The organism is Phocaeicola plebeius DSM 17135 (genome assembly GCF_000187895.1).
GTDB classification, from domain to species: domain Bacteria; phylum Bacteroidota; class Bacteroidia; order Bacteroidales; family Bacteroidaceae; genus Phocaeicola; species Phocaeicola plebeius.
Window position 1 is genome coordinate 574,809 of record NZ_DS990134.1, and the last position, 18,859, is coordinate 593,667.

An 18,859-nucleotide genomic window follows, 5' to 3' on the forward strand; every position below is an offset into this window, starting at 1 on the left:
TAAAAATAAAGGAGATAGAATAATGAAAACCAGAATGAACATACTCACATTGGCTTGTGCCTTGACCTGTTTCAGCTGTGTAGGAACTGCTCATACTATTCAGCCAAGTAAAAACTACCAGACGGAAAAACGTTCCCTGGGAGATATACGGGAAGTGTCTACACTTTCTTCCATTGATGTGGTGTATCACCAGACCTCCGGCAGTCCGTATGCAGAAATTTATGCTTCAGACAATGTCATGCCCTATGTGGTACTGAAAGAGTCAAAAGGTGAACTGAGGGTTTATTATCAGGACGGTACCAGCATCCAGGGTGAGAATCGTTGCCGGGTAGATGTATATGCGCCCTCTGTCAGTCGCTTTACCACGATGGCTTCCGGTGATATATCTATTCCCAAAGGATTGAAAACACAGGGAGACATACGTTTCCAGACGAATGCCAGCGGTGATATTGAATGCCCTACGGTACAGTGCAATAGCTTGCAGGCTGAAATCAATGCCAGTGGTGATATTGATGTACAGCAGGTCAACTGCCAGAAGTTACAGGCCAGTATCAATGCCAGCGGAGATATGACAGTTCACAAAGCTGTGTGTCAGCATGCGTCTTTGACCATCAATGCATCCGGCGATTTGGTGGTGCCTAATCTGCAATGTCAGGACATCGTGAAGGCTACGGTCAATGCCAGTGGCGATATGGTTATAAAAGGCAGCTGCCAGGAAGCCGTACTTCGTGACAATGCCTCCGGTGATTTGGCGGCAGATAACCTGAAAGCCGTTAAAGTCGATGCGGCTGTATATGGTTCGGGTGATTTGTCTTGTCGTGCTTCCCGTTCTATTACGGCAAGGACGTATGGCAGCGGAAGTATTAGCTATATCGGTAACCCCTCTCAGGTAGTAACCGAAGGAAAACACATCTATAAAAAATAAAATCTCTCTTTTTAATGGGCAGGGTGAAAAGGCTGTGAAGTTTTTTCACCCTTTTTTGTGTAAGGTAAAATCAGAATGGCTACCTGATTTGTAGATGCGTAGGCTTTGTTTGAGACAATGTAAGGGAAGTAATTGAACAACGTTTTTGTATGTTTTATGTTTCTCTCGGTAGAACCGTATGTTTCCCTGACGTGAAACGTACGGTTCTACCGAGAGAAACATACGTTTCACGTCAGGGAAACATAAAAAAGAAAAGTATATGTAACTTTCTTTGTAGGCACGTTCTTGACTTTTGTCCAGAAGATGATTTATTCTCCCACTTCCTCAATTCCCATTACTTCCATTACGCCTGCATACTCAGCTGCAAAACCCTCGGAAGAAGGGCCCTGGATGCGGACTTTCAGTTTGGCAGGTATGGCTGTATAGGGTTTTGCATCGGAAGGAAGAGTTGCTTCATAGCGCTTCTTCAGCTCGCCCGACTTATCAACAACCCAATAGGCTGTAGTGTCTGCATCGGGAGTGAAGCTGTAGGCTTCGTGTCCCATGATAAGTTGTCCGTGGAGTACCTGAATGGAGTCGAATAGCTGGATGCTCTGCTCATCAAACAAAGGCATATCTTGTCCCACCTCAACGAAGACTGCTTTCTGGGGATGGGTGTGGAATACCTCGAAATAACGTGCTCCGCTGTTGCCTACTCCCCAGCCATGGCAAGTAAAAGGCACGGGTTCGTGCTGACCGCGGTTAGCCAGCTCTTTCGCTGACTTCCCGGTAGGCTCCAGGATGTAGCGGGTTACTCCGGTGCGGTTGGATTTTACTTCACGGAAATCGCAGGTCAGGCTGTCCGCCCAGTTCTTATCTATGAGAATACGTGGGTGAGACTGCAGGAACGGGATAAGTGAATGGATGTCCTTGCCCGGTATATCCAATATCTGAATAACCGGGTCCGAAGTTTGTTTGTGGCCATTTTCCATGCGTTCTATGCGTGCACCCGGAATAGAAGCGTCGGTGACGATACGTAGATTTTCGTTGCATTGTGCCCATAGCCGCAGACCGGCTCCCGTGACAGTCTGCCACTGGAAGCCTTCGTAGCCTTCTCTGGAGGGGCTTTCGGGGAACACTTCACTTTGTTCCGTCTGAATGCCGGAGTTCCCGGCTTGTTTTTTAGACGACGGATTGCAGGCTGTCAATAAGCAAAGACCTGCCAAGGGAATAAGGATTCTTTTCATGGTTAATATTTATAACAAGGTTCTTTATTGTTGTGAAATAAGAAAGGCAGTGTAAGCAATGTAACATGCGACTAACAGTCCTCCTTCTATGCGGGTGATGGTCCGTTTCTTAAAGAACCAGCCCACCAGCCAGAACAGGATGGAAGAGCCTACCAGTACAGCCATGTCGATGTTGTTGATGTTTCCCATAGGTAGAGGGGACAGGCTTGCACTACATCCTAATACAAAGAATACATTGAACAGGTTGCTGCCGATGACATTTCCAATGGCAATGCCCGGATTCTTTTTCAAGGCCGCCGTGACGGAAGTTGCCAGTTCCGGCAAGGAGGTACCTCCGGCCACCAGTGTAAGTCCGATGATGGAGTCGTTGACACCTAATGAACGGGCAATACCGCTGGCACCGTCCACGAAAAATTGTCCGCCAAAGATTAATCCAGCCAGTCCTCCTATAATATATAGGGCTGATTTCCATGCCGGCAGTTCCTTTACCTTCTGCTCTTCGCCACCGTCTTCGTTCCCGTTGCGGGCGATGGCAAACGTATAACGCATAAAAATAAGGAAGAAACCTAATAGTACCAGTCCGTCTATCCGGCTGATGATGTCCCGGCTTCCTCCGTCGAGTATGCAGTCGTTGGCAAAGCAGGTAAGTACCAGTGCAGAAAGAATGACCAGCGGAATTTCCTTGCTCATAGTGCCCTGTCCCACTTGTATGGGGAGAACCAGAGCGGTGCATCCGATAATCATCAATACATTGAAGATATTACTTCCCACCACGTTACCGATAGCCATTTCAGCACTTCCCTGTAGTGAGGAGAGTATGCTGATAACCAGTTCAGGAGCAGAGGTCCCGAAAGCTACGATGGTTAATCCGATAACCAGGTCGGAGATACGAAAACGTTTGGCTACAGAGGCTGCTCCGTCGGTCAGTCCGTTGGCTCCTATTAAAATCAAAGCTAATCCGCCGATTAATAAAAGTAGATTCATCCACATACGATACTGTTTTTAGTTTTTTTCTGTTAGCTGGAACGTTCTTCCGTCTGTACTACGTGTCAGTGTAGCTTCTTTTCCTTTGCCACGCAAATCGAGAATGGTATTCTTGTAACCGTAACCTGAGGCTGTGCGGTACTGAGAGAGCAACATGTATTGTCCGTCCAAGCAAACTTCAGCGAGGGCTTCATGTGGATAGAATGCCACAGGGATTTCTGTGTTTTCTGCAGTAAGGAAGGACGTTTCTATTTTTTTGTCGGTTCCGTGTGTGCTATAAAGCAGTCGCCCTCTTCTGGATACAATCCAGGAGTCTGCACAGGCTTGCACCTGATAGGTGTCGTCGTCTTCTACGTTCCAGACTGCAATGCCGTCAGGACGTACGCGGCGGTCGAGTATGACTTTGGTATCAGGTAAGAACACTTCTACCTTTGAAGAATCAGTTGCAAAAACTAAGAAGCCGGCTTGAGTTGCCTGGCTGTCGGTGGAAGAGAGTACTTTTTGTCCTGTCTCAAAAATCCGGATGTCTTTTTGTAATACGTCCGACCAGGTGTATCCTGTAGAAGCCTTGTCTGTTCCGACTAAAGGCGCTGATTCCGGCTGGCGTACATACTTTATTTGATAATCGGCCCCTTTGCGGAGGGTGAGAGTGTCTTGTTGCAAAGACAGAATGGTCAGTGTATCTGAGAATGAAATTGTCTGTCCGTTACCGATACTTTTTCCGCTCAGTACAAGCTGTCCTTCCGACAGAAGCTGCCAGCTTTCATATTGCAGAGTGGCCATACCGATGGAGGAGGCTTTACCTTTCTCAGCTAGTGTCATTCCTTGTACGAAGTTGGATGAAGGAGGAAGTATTTCTGTCCAGTTACCCAACAAGTCTGTTTCATTTACAGCAGTTTTCGGACTGCATGCTATCAAACCTCCCAGAAAGAGAGGTAAGGCGATTTGTTTCATTTGTTTTTTCATGGTGATATGTTTTTGTTTATAATGCAGTGATATAGGCTTATACTGCATGTATCACAACTCTTTTTATGGTTACAATAAGTGCAAATATACAAATTACTTTAAGTTTCCAAGGTAATAACGGTTTATAGGTTATAAAAATGCACGATTCTCCTCCTTTTTTGCATGATTAATAGTTGTATGTGATACACCAATTCCCTATCTTTGCATCAAACGTTAACATGTAAAGTATATGAGAAACAGAATCCTGTCTTTGTTATTCTTACTTCCGTTTATTTCGGAATCAGTGTCTGCCGCGTTGGTGGAAGAAAAAGATTATGTAGCTTATTTGTTTACTTATTTTACGGGGAATCATATCAGTGAAGAAGCCGTATGTTATGGGGTCAGTATGGATGGATATACCTACTATGCCCTGAATAATAACAAACCGGTGCTTGATTCAAAAGTAATCAGCTCTACCGGTGGCGTGCGCGACCCTCATATCCTGAGAGGAGAAGACGGTCAGACTTTTTATATGGTAGTGACCGATATGGTGTCGGACAATGGTTGGGATTCTAACCGTGCGATGGTACTGCTGAAATCTACAGACCTGGTAAACTGGTCGCATTCTGTCATTAATATGCAGAAACGTTATCCGGGACAGGAAAAACTGAAACGTGTATGGGCTCCTCAGACTATTTATAATAAGGAAGTAGGAAAGTACATGGTATACTGGTCCATGCAGTATGCCGGTGGGGTAGACGTGATTTATTATGCGTATGCCAATGAAGATTTTACTGACCTGGAAGGGGAACCGAAACCTCTTTTTATTCCGAAGGACAAGAAATCTTGTATAGACGGTGATATCGTGTATAAAGATGGGGTATATCATCTTTTCTATAAAACGGAAGGACACGGTAACGGCATTAAAGTGGCAACTACTCGCTCGCTGACTTCTGGAGAATGGGAGGAACAACCGGATTACAAACAGCAGACAAAGGAAGCGGTGGAAGGAGCTGGTACGTTCAAGCTGATTGGACAGGACAAGTACATCTTGATGTATGATGTGTATATGAAGGGAGCTTATCAGTTCACGGAAACAACCGACTTGAAAAACTTCAAGGTGATAGATCATGCAGTAAAGATGAATTTCCATCCTCGTCATGGTACCATCATTCCTATTACCCGTGCAGAACTGAAACGAATTACAGACAAATGGGGTAAACCAGCTGAACTGGGTGAACTGCCGGTAAATCCGGTATTGCCAGGATTCCATGCAGACCCTGAAGTGCTTTATTCACAGCAAACTCAACGTTATTATATTTATTCTACTACAGACGGACAGCCGGGATGGGGAGGATGGTATTTTACCGTATTCTCTTCGGCTGACATGAAGGACTGGACTTACGAAGGTGTGATGCTGGATTTGCGTTCTCCGCAGGTACCTTGGGCGAATGGAAATGCCTGGGCACCGGCTATTGAAGAAAAACTGATTGATGGGAAATATAAATATTTCTTCTATTACAGTGGCAATCCGAACGATGATTCAGGCAAGAAAATCGGAGTGGCTGTAGCCGACTCTCCTGTAGGGCCTTTCAAAGATATGGGCAAACCTATCATTACAGATTCTCCGGTGGGACACGGACAGCAGATTGATGTGGATGTGTTTACTGATCCAGTTTCCGGTAAATCTTATTTGTATTGGGGTAATGGCTATATGGCCGGAGCTGAACTGAACGATGACATGGTGTCTATCAAGAAGGAAACATTGAAGGTGATGACTCCGAAAGGAGGTACATTGAAAGATTATGCGTATCGTGAAGCTCCATACGTGTTCTATCGCCAGGGATTATATTACTTCCTGTGGTCGGTAGATGATACGGGTTCAGCGAACTATCATGTGGCATACGGCACATCGGATTCTCCTCTAGGTCCGATTAAGGTAGCTAAGGACCCGATTGTGATGATACAAGATCCTGCGAAAGAAATTTATGGTACGGCACATAATTCCGTAGTTCGTAAACCGGGTACGGATGAGTGGTATATCGTGTACCATCGTATCAATAAAAATTACCTGGATAAAGATAAAGGTCCTGGTGTACACCGCGAAGTTTGTATCGACCGGATGGAATTCAATGCGGACGGTACGATTCAGCGTGTAAAAGTTTCCAAATAATAATCCTAAACACAACCTTCTTACCTATGAAACACCTGACACATTTGGCTGCCTTATGTGCTTGCCTTACCAGTTTTCCTGTATCGGCTCATGTACAGGAAGTGATGAATGAACCGGATTCGGTATATCTGTTTTCGTATGCCACTGTGAACGATGCGGGCCGTAGTGGGCTGAAGCTGGCTTGGAGTACAGATGAGGCGCGCTGGTTCAGCATCGGCAACGGATATGGATATGTGAAATGTGATTACGGCGCCTGGGGAGCCGAGAAACGCATGTTTAATCCTCATCTGGTGCGGGATGAAAAAGGAGTATGGCACTGCTTCTGGCAGCTGAACGAGAGCGGAAAAGAATGGGGGCATGCCACTTCGCCGGATTTGATGAAGTGGAATCCGCAGACTTACTATATGCAGCCGGCTCGGGAAGGTGAACAGGTTCCGGCCGTTAAACGAGGAAGGGAGACGCGCAAGAAAGCGGTGGTGGAAGGTGTGTTGGAACAAGGATATATGCAGAAAGTGGCCTGGGAGGACGTAGATCGTCTGTTGAAGTTTGCGGACTACCGGGCTTACAGAGACCAGTTGCACAATGAACGTACGGAGCAGGATGCTCAGCGTTTTGCTGGACTGGCTCCTGTTTCCTTACAATTGACGGTGCGTCCGGAAGAGGCTAAGCCTATCAGCGATAAACTGATTGGTATTTTCTTTGAAGATATTAATTACGGAGCTGATGGCGGACTTTATGCGGAACTGGTACAGAACCGTGATTTTGAGTATTCTCCAAAGGATAATGCGCGTCAGGGATTTGACAGTGGCTATGCCTGGAGTGTATGGGAGAACGGACAGTCGGCAGCCGTGAAGGTGTCAACCGAAAATCCTTTGCATGAGAATAATCCGCATTATGTCGTATTGCAGGCTAAGCCGGGAATGGCTCTCCGTAATCCAGGTTTTGATGGAATTACGTTGAAGAAAGGAGAAAAGTATGATTTCTCTGTCTTCTCTCGTATGCCTGAAGGAAGTAAAGGGGGCAAAGTTATCGTGCGCTTGCTGGATAATGAGGGAAAGGAAGTGGCGAAATCTTCTGTACGTGTAGCAGCCGGAAAATGGAAAAAGCAGTCGGCTGTACTGACGGCTCAGACCGATGTGGATGCGGCTGTGCTTTCAGTGGAACCGGAAGTGACTGGAGAATTGTATCTGGATATGGTTTCATTGTTCCCTCAAAAGACTTTCAAGGGCCGTAAAAACGGACTGAGAGCCGATCTGGCACAGACTTTGGCCGATTTACATCCACGTTTTGTGCGTTTCCCGGGCGGTTGTGTAGCACATGGAAACGGAATAGATAATATTTATCGCTGGAAAAACTCAGTAGGTCCGCTGGAAGCCCGTAAACCGATGGGGAACTTGTGGGGCTATCATCAGACATTAGGTTTGGGATACTTTGAATATTTCCAGTTTTGTGAAGATATAGGAGCAGAACCTCTGCCAGTACTGGCGGCAGGAGTTCCATGTCAGAATTCGGCTTGCATCCCGGGAAAACCTTTGAGCGGCGGACAGCAGGGAGGTATTCCCATGGAAGAGATGGGAGCGTATGTACAGGATATTCTGGACTTGATAGAATATGCCAATGGTGATCCGAAGAAGAGTAAATGGGCGAAGATGCGTGCGGAAGCGGGCCATCCGGAACCTTTCAATTTGAAATACGTCGGTATTGGAAACGAAGATTTGATTACACCTGTTTTTGAAGAACGTTTTGAAATGATTTTCAAGGCAGTAAAAGAAAAGTATCCGGAAATCACGGTGATTGGTACGGTGGGTCCTTTCTATGAAGGTACGGATTATGAGGCTGGATGGAAGTTTGCTACGCGCCTGAATGTGCCGATGGTGGACGAGCATTATTATAATACTCCAGGCTGGTTTATTAATAATCAGGATTATTATGACCGTTATGACCGTGCCAAACCTAAAGTATATTTGGGAGAGTATGCCGCACATTTGCCGGGACGTCCCAATAACATTGAAACGGCTTTAGCTGAGGCCTTGTATCTGACTTCGGTAGAACGTAATGGTGACATCGTGTCAATGACCTCTTATGCTCCTTTGTTGGCAAAGGAAGGACATACTCAGTGGAACCCTGATTTGATTTATTTCAATAACCGTGAGGTGAAACCCACTGTGGGATATTATACTCAGTTGCTTTATGGTCAGAATTCCGGAGATTCTTATTTGCCTGCCGACCGGAAAATCGATAATCCTCGTCAGGATGTACAGAAACGAATAGGTACTTCAGTCGTACGTGACAGTAAGACGGGAGACTGGATTGTGAAACTGGTGAATCTGTTGCCGGTTCCGGTAAAGGCTAAGGTGGAAGGTCTGACACCTGTAGAGAATGGCAAGGTGGTTTTGCAGGTGTTGAGTGGGAAACCTACTGACAAAAATGCACGACCAATGAAAAAAGAGATAACCATGGCTGAGTTGTCCCAATATGAAATGCCGGCTTATTCTTTGAATGTAATTCGTGTAAAGGTAGCTGGAACCAAGAAGTAGGTGTGCCTTTGAATGATTTTTGACTGATAATTGATTGATTTCTATTTCTACGGTTTGGTAGCAAGTCCCTATTTTTGTAAAAGTGAAAAATGAATACCATGAATAAATTATTGAGAAAATTGTCATTAGGGGTGGCTTGTCTTTTGATGGCGGCTTTTATCAGCTCATGTCAAAGTTCGCAAGCCAGTGGAACGTTTGAAGTTGGGAAAAATACGTTCCTGTTAAATGGAAAGCCTTTTGTAGTGAAAGCTGCGGAGGTACATTATCCGCGTATCCCGGAACCTTACTGGGAACAGCGTATTCTTTCTTGTAAGGCTTTGGGTATGAATACCCTTTGTCTGTATGTATTCTGGAACTTGCACGAACAGCAGCCAGGTAAGTTTGATTTTTCCGGCAATAAAGATATTGCCAAGTTCTGCCGTTTGGCTCAGAAGCATGGAATGTATGTCATTGTACGTCCGGGTCCGTATGTATGTGCAGAATGGGAAATGGGTGGATTGCCCTGGTGGTTACTGAAGAAAGAAGATGTACAGTTACGTACGCTGGATCCTTATTATATGGAACGTGTTGGTATTTTCATGAATGAAGTAGGCAAGCAGTTGGCAGACTTGCAGATTTCTCGTGGTGGAAATATCATTATGGTGCAGGTTGAGAACGAATATGGTTCGTATGGAATAGACAAGCCGTATGTATCGGCCATTCGTGATTTGGTGAAAAAAGCTGGCTTTACAGATGTACCTTTGTTCCAGTGTGACTGGAGTTCTAACTTCACCAACAACGCACTGGATGATTTGCTGTGGACCGTAAACTTTGGTACGGGAGCCAACATTGACGAGCAGTTCAAGAAACTGAAATCACTGCGTCCGGAAACTCCGATGATGTGTAGTGAATTCTGGAGCGGCTGGTTCGATCACTGGGGTCGGAAGCACGAGACTCGTGATGCGGCTACAATGGTGAGCGGTATTAAAGATATGTTGGATCGTAATATCTCTTTCAGCCTTTATATGACACACGGAGGAACTACCTTTGGCTGGTGGGGTGGTGCCAACAATCCGGCTTACTCGGCTATGTGCAGCTCATACGATTATGATGCACCTATCAGTGAAGCAGGATGGACTACTCCGAAATATTTCCAGTTGCGTGACTTGCTGAAACAGTATCTTCCGGAAGGAGAAACTTTGCCGGAACCTCCGGCTCAGTATCCGGTGATTTCCGTACCGGCCATTACAGAATGGGAAGTCGCACCCTTGTTCGATAATCTGCCTCAGGCTAAACAGTCGGAAGATATTAAGCCTATGGAACAGTTTGATCAGGGTTGGGGAAGTATCTTGTATCGTACGACATTGAAAGAAGATGTAAAAGGTATTTTGCATATTGATGAAGTACACGACTGGGCACAGGTATTTGCTGATGGAAAATTGTTGGGCCGCTTGGACCGTCGTCGTGGTGAGTTCACTTTACCGCTGAAAGAAACTTTGAAAAAAGGTACACGTCTGGATATTCTGGTAGAAGCCATGGGACGTGTGAACTTTGACAAATCAATTCATGACCGGAAAGGTATTACGAACAAAGTGGAAGTGGTAAGCGGCGAACAGGTGAAGGAACTGAAAGGCTGGGAAGTATACAACTTGCCTCCGTTCTATGAATTTGTCAGCCAGAAAAATTACCAGGCAGGCAAGCCGGTTGACGGACCTGCATATTATAAAGCTACCTTCCGTTTGGATAAGACAGGTGATACTTTCCTGGATATGCAGACTTGGGGAAAAGGTATGGTTTGGGTAAACGGACATGCCATGGGACGTTTCTGGGAAATCGGTCCGCAGCAAACTTTGTATATGCCGGGTTGCTGGTTGAAAGAAGGAGAGAATGAAATTATTGTGCTCGACCTGAAGGGACCGGCTGAAGCAAAAGTGGCTGGCGTAGAAAAACCGATTCTAGATATGCTGCGTGAAAAAGCACCGGAAACTCATCGTAAAGACGGACAGAACTTGAACTTGAAAGCTGAAAAAGTGGTAAATGCAGGTACATTCAAAGCTGGAAACGGCTGGCAGGAAGTACGTTTTGCACAGCCTGTAGCAGGACGCTATTTCTGTCTGGAAGGTATTTCCAACTATGAAGGAAACAATATCGCAGCCATTGCAGAGTTGGATGTACTGGATAATAACGGAAAGCCTGTTTCTCGTGAGAACTGGAAGATTGTGTATGCCGACAGTGAAGAAACACGTAGTGGAAACCGCACGGCAGATAAAGTCTTCGACTTGCAGGAAAGCACTTTCTGGCAGACGGTAGACAATACCGCTTATCCTCATCAGATTGTCATAGATTTAGGTAAGGAATATAATGTGACCGGTTTCCGGATGTTACCTCGTGCAGAAGCCGGCGCACCAGGTTTGATAAAGGATTACAAAGTATATGTAAAGAAATCAGACTTTACATATTGATTTTCAATTCGTATAGAACTTAAGGTATTGAAGATGGAAATATCCCATGGACGGTAAGTCTATGGGATATTTTTTTGTCTGTAGAAATAAAAATAAACTCATTCTGCTTTCTTTATGGCATTTTTTTACGAACTTTGCCGCCCAATATGAAACAGGTATGCAGGGTATACTTGCATGTGACAAATTTGATAAGATGAATAAGCCAAAAGCTGTATTTAGAGAAATAAACGAGAGCTATACGCTACAGGAGGCCATAGCTGAAGCAAAACGTTGCTTGAATTGTAAGAATCCTTCCTGTAAGAAGGGATGCCCGATAGAAAATCATATCCCGGAGTTCATTCATGAACTGTCAAAAGGCAATATGGGAAATGCCATGGCAATCATTAACGAGAAAAGTAACCTGCCGGCTATTTGTGGCCGTGTCTGTCCCCATGAAAAGCAGTGTCAGGGGCATTGCGTATTGTATCCGAAAGGGAAGGGGATTGAAATTGGTAAGCTGGAACGTTTCGTGGCCGATTTTGATACGGAAATGAAGTTGATTCGTGAGAAACTTCCTCAGAAAACACGGGGAAAGGTTGCCGTGATTGGTTCGGGACCTGCCGGACTGACCGTAGCCGGAGACTTGGCTCGTCAGGGGTTTAACGTGACAATTTTTGAGAGTCAGGCAGAACCCGGTGGGGTGTTGATGTACGGCATTCCGGAATATCGTCTTCCCAAACAGGTGGTTCGTCAGGAAATTGAGAAGATTGAAGCACTGGGGGTGACTTTTCTGTTGAACTGTGTGGTAGGAAAGCAGCTGAACATTGATGATATTTTTGCGCAGGGATACGATGCTATTTTTATTGGTTCAGGTACGGCTCTGCCTAAATCATTGGATATTCCGGGGGCCGGATTGCGTGGAGTGATTCAGGCGACTTACCTGTTGCACATGGCCAATATCTATAATGAAGGCACTGTCGGCCGTGATAAGGTGCCGGTTATCGAAGGAGAGCACGTGGCGGTGATGGGATGCGGAAACGTGGCCATGGATGCGGCCCGTACGGCCGTACGTATGGGAGCGGCTAGTGTGACCATTGTGTATCGACGTACGGAAGCCGATATGCCCGCTATACAGGCAGAATATCAGGCTGCCTTGCAGGAAGGAGTGAAATTCTTATGGCAGACTTCCACGACTGAATTCCTTGGAGATGAAGACGGGAAGGTTGTCGGATTACGTGCCAATACACCGGAGGGAGTCAAGGAGTATGCTTTCGATCGCATTTGTCTGGCTGTGGGTTCACGCCCGGCTAGTCGGATTGTGTCGACAACGGAAGGCATAGAAACCGATGATAACGGGTATGTATTGGTGAAAGAACGTCCGTTCGGTATGACAAGCCGTAAAGGAGTGTTTGCCGGAGGTGATGTGGTGCATCGTCCGCAAACGGTAGTGATGGCTATGAAAGCAGCAAAGAGCGTGGCTGTGGGTATCGCACAGTATGTTGATGCTGTAAAATTGCTGAGTGAATAACCTAATTATAAAATAAATACTAAAGTTTAAGGACTATGTCCTGATAACTCAGGAAAAAGCATTAATTTCGCGAATTCAAATGAAACTTTAGAATTTAGATACCAAAAAACTTTACGATAATGATGGAACTTGATTTACTCACGGCTGTATCACCGATTGACGGTCGCTACAGAAGCAAAGCAGGAACTTTGGCTGCTTATTTTTCAGAATATGCGCTCATGAAGTATCGTGTGCGGGTGGAAATTGAATATTTCATCACTTTATGTGAATTGCCTTTGCCGCAGTTGGCATCATTTGATGCGACTCGCTTTGAGTCTCTTCGTGATATTTACCGTAATTTCTCTGAGGGAGACGCTGCACGTATCAAGGAGATAGAAAGCGTGACAAATCACGATGTGAAAGCTGTTGAGTATTTCATTAAGGAACAGTTTGATAAACTGGGTGGATTGGAACCTTATAAAGAATTCATTCACTTCGGACTGACTTCACAGGATATCAATAACACTTCAGTTCCTTTGTCTATCAAGGATGCGTTGGAAGAAGTCTATTATCCGCAGATCCAGAAACTGATTGATCAGTTGACTGCCTACGCAGAAGAATGGAAAAATATTCCGATGCTGGCAAAGACTCACGGGCAGCCTGCTTCTCCTACTCGTCTGGGCAAGGAAATCATGGTTTTCGCTTATCGTCTGAACCGTCAGCTGGCTGTATTGAAGGCTTGTCCGCTGACTGCGAAATTTGGTGGAGCAACCGGAAATTACAATGCACATCACGTGGCTTATCCGGATTTTGACTGGAAGGCTTTCGGTAATAAGTTTGTTGCAGAAAAATTAGGTCTGGAACGTGAAGAATACACTACACAGATTTCAAATTACGACGGACTGGGTGCCATCTTCGATGCAATGAAGCGTATCAATACCATCATGATTGACATGAACCGTGACTTCTGGCAGTATATTTCCATGGAGTATTTCAAGCAGAAAATCAAAGCTGGTGAGGTCGGCTCAAGTGCCATGCCGCATAAGGTGAACCCGATTGACTTTGAAAATGCAGAAGGTAACCTGGGAATGGCCAATGCAATATTGGAACATCTTTCTTCCAAGCTGCCGGTCTCTCGTTTGCAGCGTGACTTGACGGACTCTACAGTGTTGCGTAATATCGGTGTTCCTTTCGGACATACGGTGATTGCCATCCAGAGCTCACTGAAAGGTCTTGGAAAATTGCTGTTGAATGAACATAAAATCTATGAAGATCTCGATAATTGCTGGAGTGTAGTGGCTGAAGCTATTCAGACGATTTTGCGCCGTGAAGCTTATCCGCATCCGTATGAAGCGTTGAAAGCGCTGACTCGTACGAACCAGGCTATTACAGAAGCTTCTATCAAAGATTTTATTGAAACACTGAACGTCAGCGAGGATATTAAAAAGGAACTGCGTGCGATTACTCCGCACAACTATACTGGAGTCTAACTTTAAAAAATAAATATCGCCCGAGAGGGTGTTGAGTATTAATATTAGCATTAAACAAAAAAATTATGGCAGAAAAAGAATTCAGACAAGATGGCGAAAACAGCCAGTCTGGCCGCGATGGTTACAAGTCTTACAACAGAGAAGGATATAACAAATATGGTAGAGGCGAGAAAAGCAATAGCTACGGTCGCCGTCCGTATAACAACAATAGAGAAGGGGGAGAAGGTTATCGTTCTTCTTATAATCCTCGCTTTAATAATGGAGAGGACCGTCCGCAGAGAGGTGGTTATGGTAATCGCCCGCAGCGTTCATACGGAAACCGTTCCTACAATAATGAAGGAGGAGAGCAGCGTTCTTCTTACAATCCTCGTTTTAACAACAATAATGGTGGACGTCCGCAGCGTGCGTACACTCCTCGTTTCAACAACAACCAGGAAGGAGGAGAACAGCGTTCATATCGTCCGCGCTTTAACAATGCACAACAGGGTGGAGAACAGCACCCGTATCGTCCTCGTTTTAATAACAATGGCGGACAGCAGGGCGGATATGGTCGTCCACAGGGAGGTTACCGTCCGCGCACTGCCGACTACAACCCGAATGCAAAATATAGCATGAAGAAGCAGATCGAGTACAAAGAACTGCTGACTGATCCGGATGAACCGATTCGTTTGAACAAGTTCCTTGCGAATGCAGGTATTTGCTCTCGTCGTGAAGCGGATGAGTTTATCACTGCAGGAGTTGTATCTGTAAATGGTGAAATCGTAACGGAATTGGGTACGAAGGTGAAGCGTTCGGATGAAGTGAAGTTCCACGATCAGCCGGTAAATATTGAGCGTAAGGTCTATGTACTGCTTAATAAGCCGAAAGATTGCGTAACGACTTCGGATGACCCGCAGGAACGTAAGACGGTGATGGATTTCGTGAAAGGTGCTTGCAAGGAGCGTATCTATCCGGTAGGACGTCTGGACCGTAATACCACAGGTGTACTGCTGTTGACAAATGACGGTGACCTGGCATCGAAACTGACTCATCCTAAGTTCTTGAAGAAGAAAATTTATCATGTATACTGCGACAAGAATGTGACAAAGGCAGACTTGGATCAGATTGTACAGGGTATTACACTGGATGATGGTGAAATCCATGCTGATGCTATCAGCTATGCGTCGGATACAGATAAATCACAGGTGGGTATTGAAATCCACTCTGGAAAGAACCGTATCGTACGTCGTATTTTCGAATCGCTGGGCTATCGTGTGATTAAGCTGGACCGTGTGTACTTTGCGGGATTGACCAAGAAGGGATTGCGTCGCGGTGACTGGCGTTACCTCACAGAACAGGAAGTAGCCATGCTTCGTATGGGATCTTTTGAATAATGATAAATATAGCAGAACACAGGGATACACGGAAACGGAGCATCCCTGTGTTTTTAGATTAATTGATAAAACATAGAATCAAAATGGAAACAATTCGTAGAACAAAAATTGTTGACCTGCTGAAGCGTGAAGATTTTGGCGCGATGGTCAATGTGAAAGGTTGGGTGCGTACTCGCCGTGGTAGCAAACAGGTAAACTTTATTGCATTGAATGATGGTTCTACTATAAATAATGTGCAGATTGTAGTCGACTTGGCTAACTTTGATGAGGATTTACTGAAGTTGATTACAACGGGTGCATGTCTGAGCGTGAATGGAGAACTGGTAAAGTCGGTAGGTTCCGGACAGGCAGCAGAAATTCAGGCACGTGAGATTGAAGTATTGGGTACTTGTGACAATACTTATCCATTGCAGAAAAAAGGACATTCAATGGAATTCTTGCGTGAGATTGCTCACCTGCGTCCTCGTACGAATACATTTGGTGCAGTGTTCCGTATCCGTCATAACATGGCTATTGCGATTCATAAGTTCTTCCATGAAAGAGGTTTCTTCTATTTCCACACTCCTCTGATTACAGCATCAGACTGTGAAGGAGCTGGACAGATGTTCCAGGTTACTACCATGAACCTCTATGATTTGAAGAAAGATGAAAACGGTTCTATTATTTATGATAATGACTTCTTCGGAAAGCAGGCAAGTCTGACAGTTTCCGGACAGTTGGAAGGCGAATTGGCTGCTACTGCTTTGGGGGCAATTTATACATTCGGACCAACATTCCGTGCGGAAAATTCAAATACACCGCGTCACTTGGCTGAGTTCTGGATGATTGAGCCGGAAGTTGCTTTCAATGACATCAATGACAACATGGATTTGGCGGAAGAATTCATCAAATACTGTGTACAGTGGGCATTGGACAACTGTTATGACGATGTGAAGTTCTTGAACGACATGTTCGATAAGGGCTTGATTGAACGTTTGCAGGGTGTATTGAAGGAATCTTTTGTACGTCTGCCTTATACAGAAGGTATCAAGATTCTGGAAGAAGCAGTAGCTAATGGACATAAGTTTGAATTCCCGGTTTACTGGGGTGTGGATTTGGCTTCAGAACACGAACGCTTCCTGGTGGAAGAGCACTTCAAACGTCCGGTTATCTTGACCGATTATCCGAAAGAAATAAAGGCGTTCTATATGAAGCAGAACGAAGATGGCAAAACTGTACGTGCTATGGATGTGCTGTTCCCGAAGATTGGCGAAATTATTGGAGGTTCAGAGCGTGAAGCAGATTATGACAAACTGCTGACTCGTATTCAGGAACTGAATATCCCGATGAAGGATATGTGGTGGTATCTGGATACTCGTAAGTACGGCTCATGTCCGCATTCTGGCTTCGGGCTAGGATTTGAACGTCTGCTGCTGTTTGTAACAGGTATGGCAAATATTCGTGATGTGATACCGTTCCCGCGTACACCGCGTAACGCAGAATTCTAAGAGAAGATTCTATTTATTTATAAAAGAAAAAGTCATTCCATTTGGAATGACTTTTTTTATGTTTTTACGATAGAAAAACGTGCATAAAATGCGTGATTGTCAAAATATTTTATAATTTTGTGATAACCTGATAGGTAATTCTAATACTTATAGTTATGAAAATACGTTATTTCTTTCTGGTAGCGTTTCTGATGCTTTTAGCTGTCGGCAATTCGATGGCCCAGGATGTGCAGGAAAAAACTCCTATTAATTTACATGGAGTTTGGCAGATGTGTTTCTATCGTTCTAATTCTCCGGATATACCGGGTGAGCTTAAGACAAGTAATTCTCTGAAGATTCTTTCTGATGACGGACGTTTTACCAATTTGTTGATGATGCAGACAGGAGCTGTTATTTTGGGATATGGAACTTATGAAATAAACAGTGAAGGACTTTATACGGAGTGTGTAGAGAAAAACGTGCATCTTCCACAGTTGAATGGAAAGAAAAATGCAATGCATTTTGAACTAAAGGAAAATGGTACATTGATGTATGTGAAGTATTTCTTGGATAATGATGCTAATGGGAACAAGATAGATTCCTGGTGTCATGAAATTTGGAAGAAAGTCGAAATGGCACCTGTTTATCCGGGTGATGAATTGCGCTGATAAAAATTGGATGATAAATAAATAGGGCCGTTGCAACTCCCATGTTGCAACGGCCTTTTCTGGTTTTATATCATTTAGGTACGATTCATAATCAACTGGTTATCCCGCGAAAAAAAAACTTAAAATCTTTGTCGGTTAAAAGAAAAGCCGTACCTTTGCAAGCCGATTATTATCAACTAGTGATAAATTTTTAATTCTGAGTGCTTTATTCTTCTTTGTCCGGGAAGGGTAAGGTTGTAGGAATTTGTTTTTTAGTAGTTAACATTTTAAAAAGATTTAAGAGTGGATACTTTAAGTTACAAGACCATTTCTGCAAACAAGGAAACAGCAACTAAAGAATGGGTTGTTGTGGATGCTACCGATCAGGTTGTAGGCCGTCTCGGTGCAAAAGTTGCAAAGTTGTTGAGAGGTAAGTACAAACCTAACTTCACCCCTCACGTAGACTGCGGTGATAACGTTATTATCATCAATGCAGACAAAGTGAAATTTACAGGTAAGAAAATGACCGATAAGGTTTACCTGAGCTATACCGGTTATCCTGGTGGTCAGCGTGAAATTACTCCGGCTCGTCTGTTGGCAAAACCGAATGGCGCTGAAAAATTGATGAAAAAAGTAGTAAAAGGTATGCTTCCTAAGAATCGTCTGGGAGCTAAGTTGCTGGGCAACTTGTATGTTTACGAAGGAAGTGAACACAAACACGAAGCTCAGACTCCGAAAGTAATTGATATTAATACACTTAAATAATAAAGAATGGAAGTAGTAAATGCATTAGGCAGACGTAAAAGCGCGGTAGCTCGCGTTTTCGTTAGCGAAGGTACAGGAAAGATTACTATTAACAAGAGAGACCTTGCACAGTACTTTCCATCAACTATTCTGCAGTATGTAGTTAAACAGCCGTTGAACAAATTGGAAGTGGCTGAAAAATATGATATCAAAGTTAACTTGTGCGGTGGTGGTTTCACTGGTCAGTCTCAGGCTTTGCGTCTGGCTATCGCTCGTGCACTGGTTAAAATCAATCCGGAAGATAAGAAGGCTCTTCGTTCTGAAGGTTTCATGACTCGCGATTCTCGTTCTGTTGAACGTAAGAAACCGGGACGTCCGAAAGCACGTCGTAGATTCCAGTTCAGTAAACGTTAACGAGGGGA

14 protein-coding genes are annotated in these 18,859 nt (G+C 44.6%); 11 read left to right on the forward strand and 3 right to left on the reverse strand.

The annotated features are described in order from the left end of the window. The first annotated feature begins 22 nt into the window (after positions 1-22). Positions 23-925, forward strand: coding sequence for a GIN domain-containing protein (locus BACPLE_RS17180; protein ID WP_050792110.1), 903 nt, complete (start codon positions 23-25; stop codon positions 923-925). Positions 926-1,233: 308 nt separating this feature from the next. Here BACPLE_RS17180 and BACPLE_RS17185 read toward each other — a convergent pair whose 3' ends face one another. Genes BACPLE_RS17185 through BACPLE_RS17195 form a run of 3 tightly spaced genes read right to left on the reverse strand, consistent with a single transcriptional unit; the run spans position 1,234 to position 4,101 of the window. Further along, complete coding sequence (locus tag BACPLE_RS17185; RefSeq protein ID WP_007564275.1) at positions 1,234-2,151, reverse strand: hypothetical protein; 918 nt, start codon at positions 2,149-2,151, stop codon at positions 1,234-1,236. A gap of 24 nt (positions 2,152-2,175) precedes the next feature. After that, complete coding sequence (locus tag BACPLE_RS17190) at positions 2,176-3,135, reverse strand: calcium/sodium antiporter (protein ID WP_050792112.1); 960 nt, start codon at positions 3,133-3,135, stop codon at positions 2,176-2,178. Positions 3,136-3,153: 18 nt separating this feature from the next. Beyond that, on the reverse strand, positions 3,154-4,101 hold the full coding sequence (locus BACPLE_RS17195) for a lipocalin family protein (RefSeq protein WP_040313429.1): 948 nt from the start codon (positions 4,099-4,101) through the stop codon (positions 3,154-3,156). 229 nt (positions 4,102-4,330) lie between these two features. Between BACPLE_RS17195 and BACPLE_RS17200 the strand changes: the two genes are divergently transcribed. From BACPLE_RS17200 to rpsI, 10 genes are all read left to right on the forward strand, one after another. Next, positions 4,331-6,253: a family 43 glycosylhydrolase gene (locus BACPLE_RS17200; RefSeq protein ID WP_007564281.1), complete on the forward strand. Its 1,923-nt coding sequence runs from the start codon at positions 4,331-4,333 to the stop codon at positions 6,251-6,253. 26 nt (positions 6,254-6,279) lie between these two features. Then, positions 6,280-8,790, forward strand: coding sequence for an alpha-L-arabinofuranosidase C-terminal domain-containing protein (locus BACPLE_RS17205; RefSeq protein ID WP_007564283.1), 2,511 nt, complete (start codon positions 6,280-6,282; stop codon positions 8,788-8,790). Positions 8,791-8,936: 146 nt separating this feature from the next. After that, a complete protein-coding gene (locus BACPLE_RS17210) occupies positions 8,937-11,231 on the forward strand; it encodes a beta-galactosidase (protein ID WP_235777952.1) in 2,295 nt (764 codons plus the stop codon). A gap of 193 nt (positions 11,232-11,424) precedes the next feature. Further along, positions 11,425-12,738: an NAD(P)-dependent oxidoreductase gene (locus BACPLE_RS17215; RefSeq protein WP_040313431.1), complete on the forward strand. Its 1,314-nt coding sequence runs from the start codon at positions 11,425-11,427 to the stop codon at positions 12,736-12,738. A gap of 122 nt (positions 12,739-12,860) precedes the next feature. Then, entirely contained in the window at positions 12,861-14,207 is a 1,347-nt protein-coding gene (purB, locus tag BACPLE_RS17220) for an adenylosuccinate lyase (RefSeq protein WP_040313432.1), read from the forward strand. A gap of 62 nt (positions 14,208-14,269) precedes the next feature. Then, a complete protein-coding gene (locus tag BACPLE_RS17225; protein ID WP_394357950.1) occupies positions 14,270-15,580 on the forward strand; it encodes a pseudouridine synthase in 1,311 nt (436 codons plus the stop codon). A gap of 83 nt (positions 15,581-15,663) precedes the next feature. Further along, positions 15,664-17,067: an asparagine--tRNA ligase gene (gene asnS, locus BACPLE_RS17230; protein ID WP_007564295.1), complete on the forward strand. Its 1,404-nt coding sequence runs from the start codon at positions 15,664-15,666 to the stop codon at positions 17,065-17,067. A 155-nt stretch (positions 17,068-17,222) separates the two neighbouring features. Beyond that, positions 17,223-17,714 (forward strand): DUF4488 domain-containing protein, encoded by a 492-nt coding sequence (locus tag BACPLE_RS17235; RefSeq protein ID WP_007564297.1) that lies wholly within the window; start codon positions 17,223-17,225, stop codon positions 17,712-17,714. Positions 17,715-17,996: 282 nt separating this feature from the next. Beyond that, positions 17,997-18,458, forward strand: coding sequence for a 50S ribosomal protein L13 (gene rplM, locus BACPLE_RS17240; RefSeq protein ID WP_007564301.1), 462 nt, complete (start codon positions 17,997-17,999; stop codon positions 18,456-18,458). A 6-nt stretch (positions 18,459-18,464) separates the two neighbouring features. Further along, positions 18,465-18,851, forward strand: a complete 387-nt coding sequence (gene rpsI / locus BACPLE_RS17245; RefSeq protein ID WP_007564303.1) for a 30S ribosomal protein S9 — start codon at positions 18,465-18,467, stop codon at positions 18,849-18,851. The last annotated feature ends 8 nt before the right edge of the window (positions 18,852-18,859 follow it).

What these genes read in the sequence shown, in the direction of transcription:
- BACPLE_RS17190 (WP_050792112.1), bottom strand. Translation starts at nt 3,135, where the DNA reads ATGAATCTACTTTTATTAATCGGCGGATTAGCTTTGATTTTAATAGGA.
- asnS (WP_007564295.1), top strand. Translation starts at nt 15,664, where the DNA reads ATGGAAACAATTCGTAGAACAAAAATTGTTGACCTGCTGAAGCGTGAA.
- BACPLE_RS17210 (WP_235777952.1), top strand. Translation starts at nt 8,937, where the DNA reads ATGGCGGCTTTTATCAGCTCATGTCAAAGTTCGCAAGCCAGTGGAACG.
- BACPLE_RS17235 (WP_007564297.1), top strand. Translation starts at nt 17,223, where the DNA reads ATGAAAATACGTTATTTCTTTCTGGTAGCGTTTCTGATGCTTTTAGCT.
- BACPLE_RS17195 (WP_040313429.1), bottom strand. Translation starts at nt 4,101, where the DNA reads ATGAAAAAACAAATGAAACAAATCGCCTTACCTCTCTTTCTGGGAGGT.
- rpsI (WP_007564303.1), top strand. Translation starts at nt 18,465, where the DNA reads ATGGAAGTAGTAAATGCATTAGGCAGACGTAAAAGCGCGGTAGCTCGC.
- BACPLE_RS17180 (WP_050792110.1), top strand. Translation starts at nt 23, where the DNA reads ATGAAAACCAGAATGAACATACTCACATTGGCTTGTGCCTTGACCTGT.
- BACPLE_RS17200 (WP_007564281.1), top strand. Translation starts at nt 4,331, where the DNA reads ATGAGAAACAGAATCCTGTCTTTGTTATTCTTACTTCCGTTTATTTCG.
- BACPLE_RS17205 (WP_007564283.1), top strand. Translation starts at nt 6,280, where the DNA reads ATGAAACACCTGACACATTTGGCTGCCTTATGTGCTTGCCTTACCAGT.
- BACPLE_RS17185 (WP_007564275.1), bottom strand. Translation starts at nt 2,151, where the DNA reads ATGAAAAGAATCCTTATTCCCTTGGCAGGTCTTTGCTTATTGACAGCC.
- purB (WP_040313432.1), top strand. Translation starts at nt 12,861, where the DNA reads ATGGAACTTGATTTACTCACGGCTGTATCACCGATTGACGGTCGCTAC.
- BACPLE_RS17215 (WP_040313431.1), top strand. Translation starts at nt 11,425, where the DNA reads ATGAATAAGCCAAAAGCTGTATTTAGAGAAATAAACGAGAGCTATACG.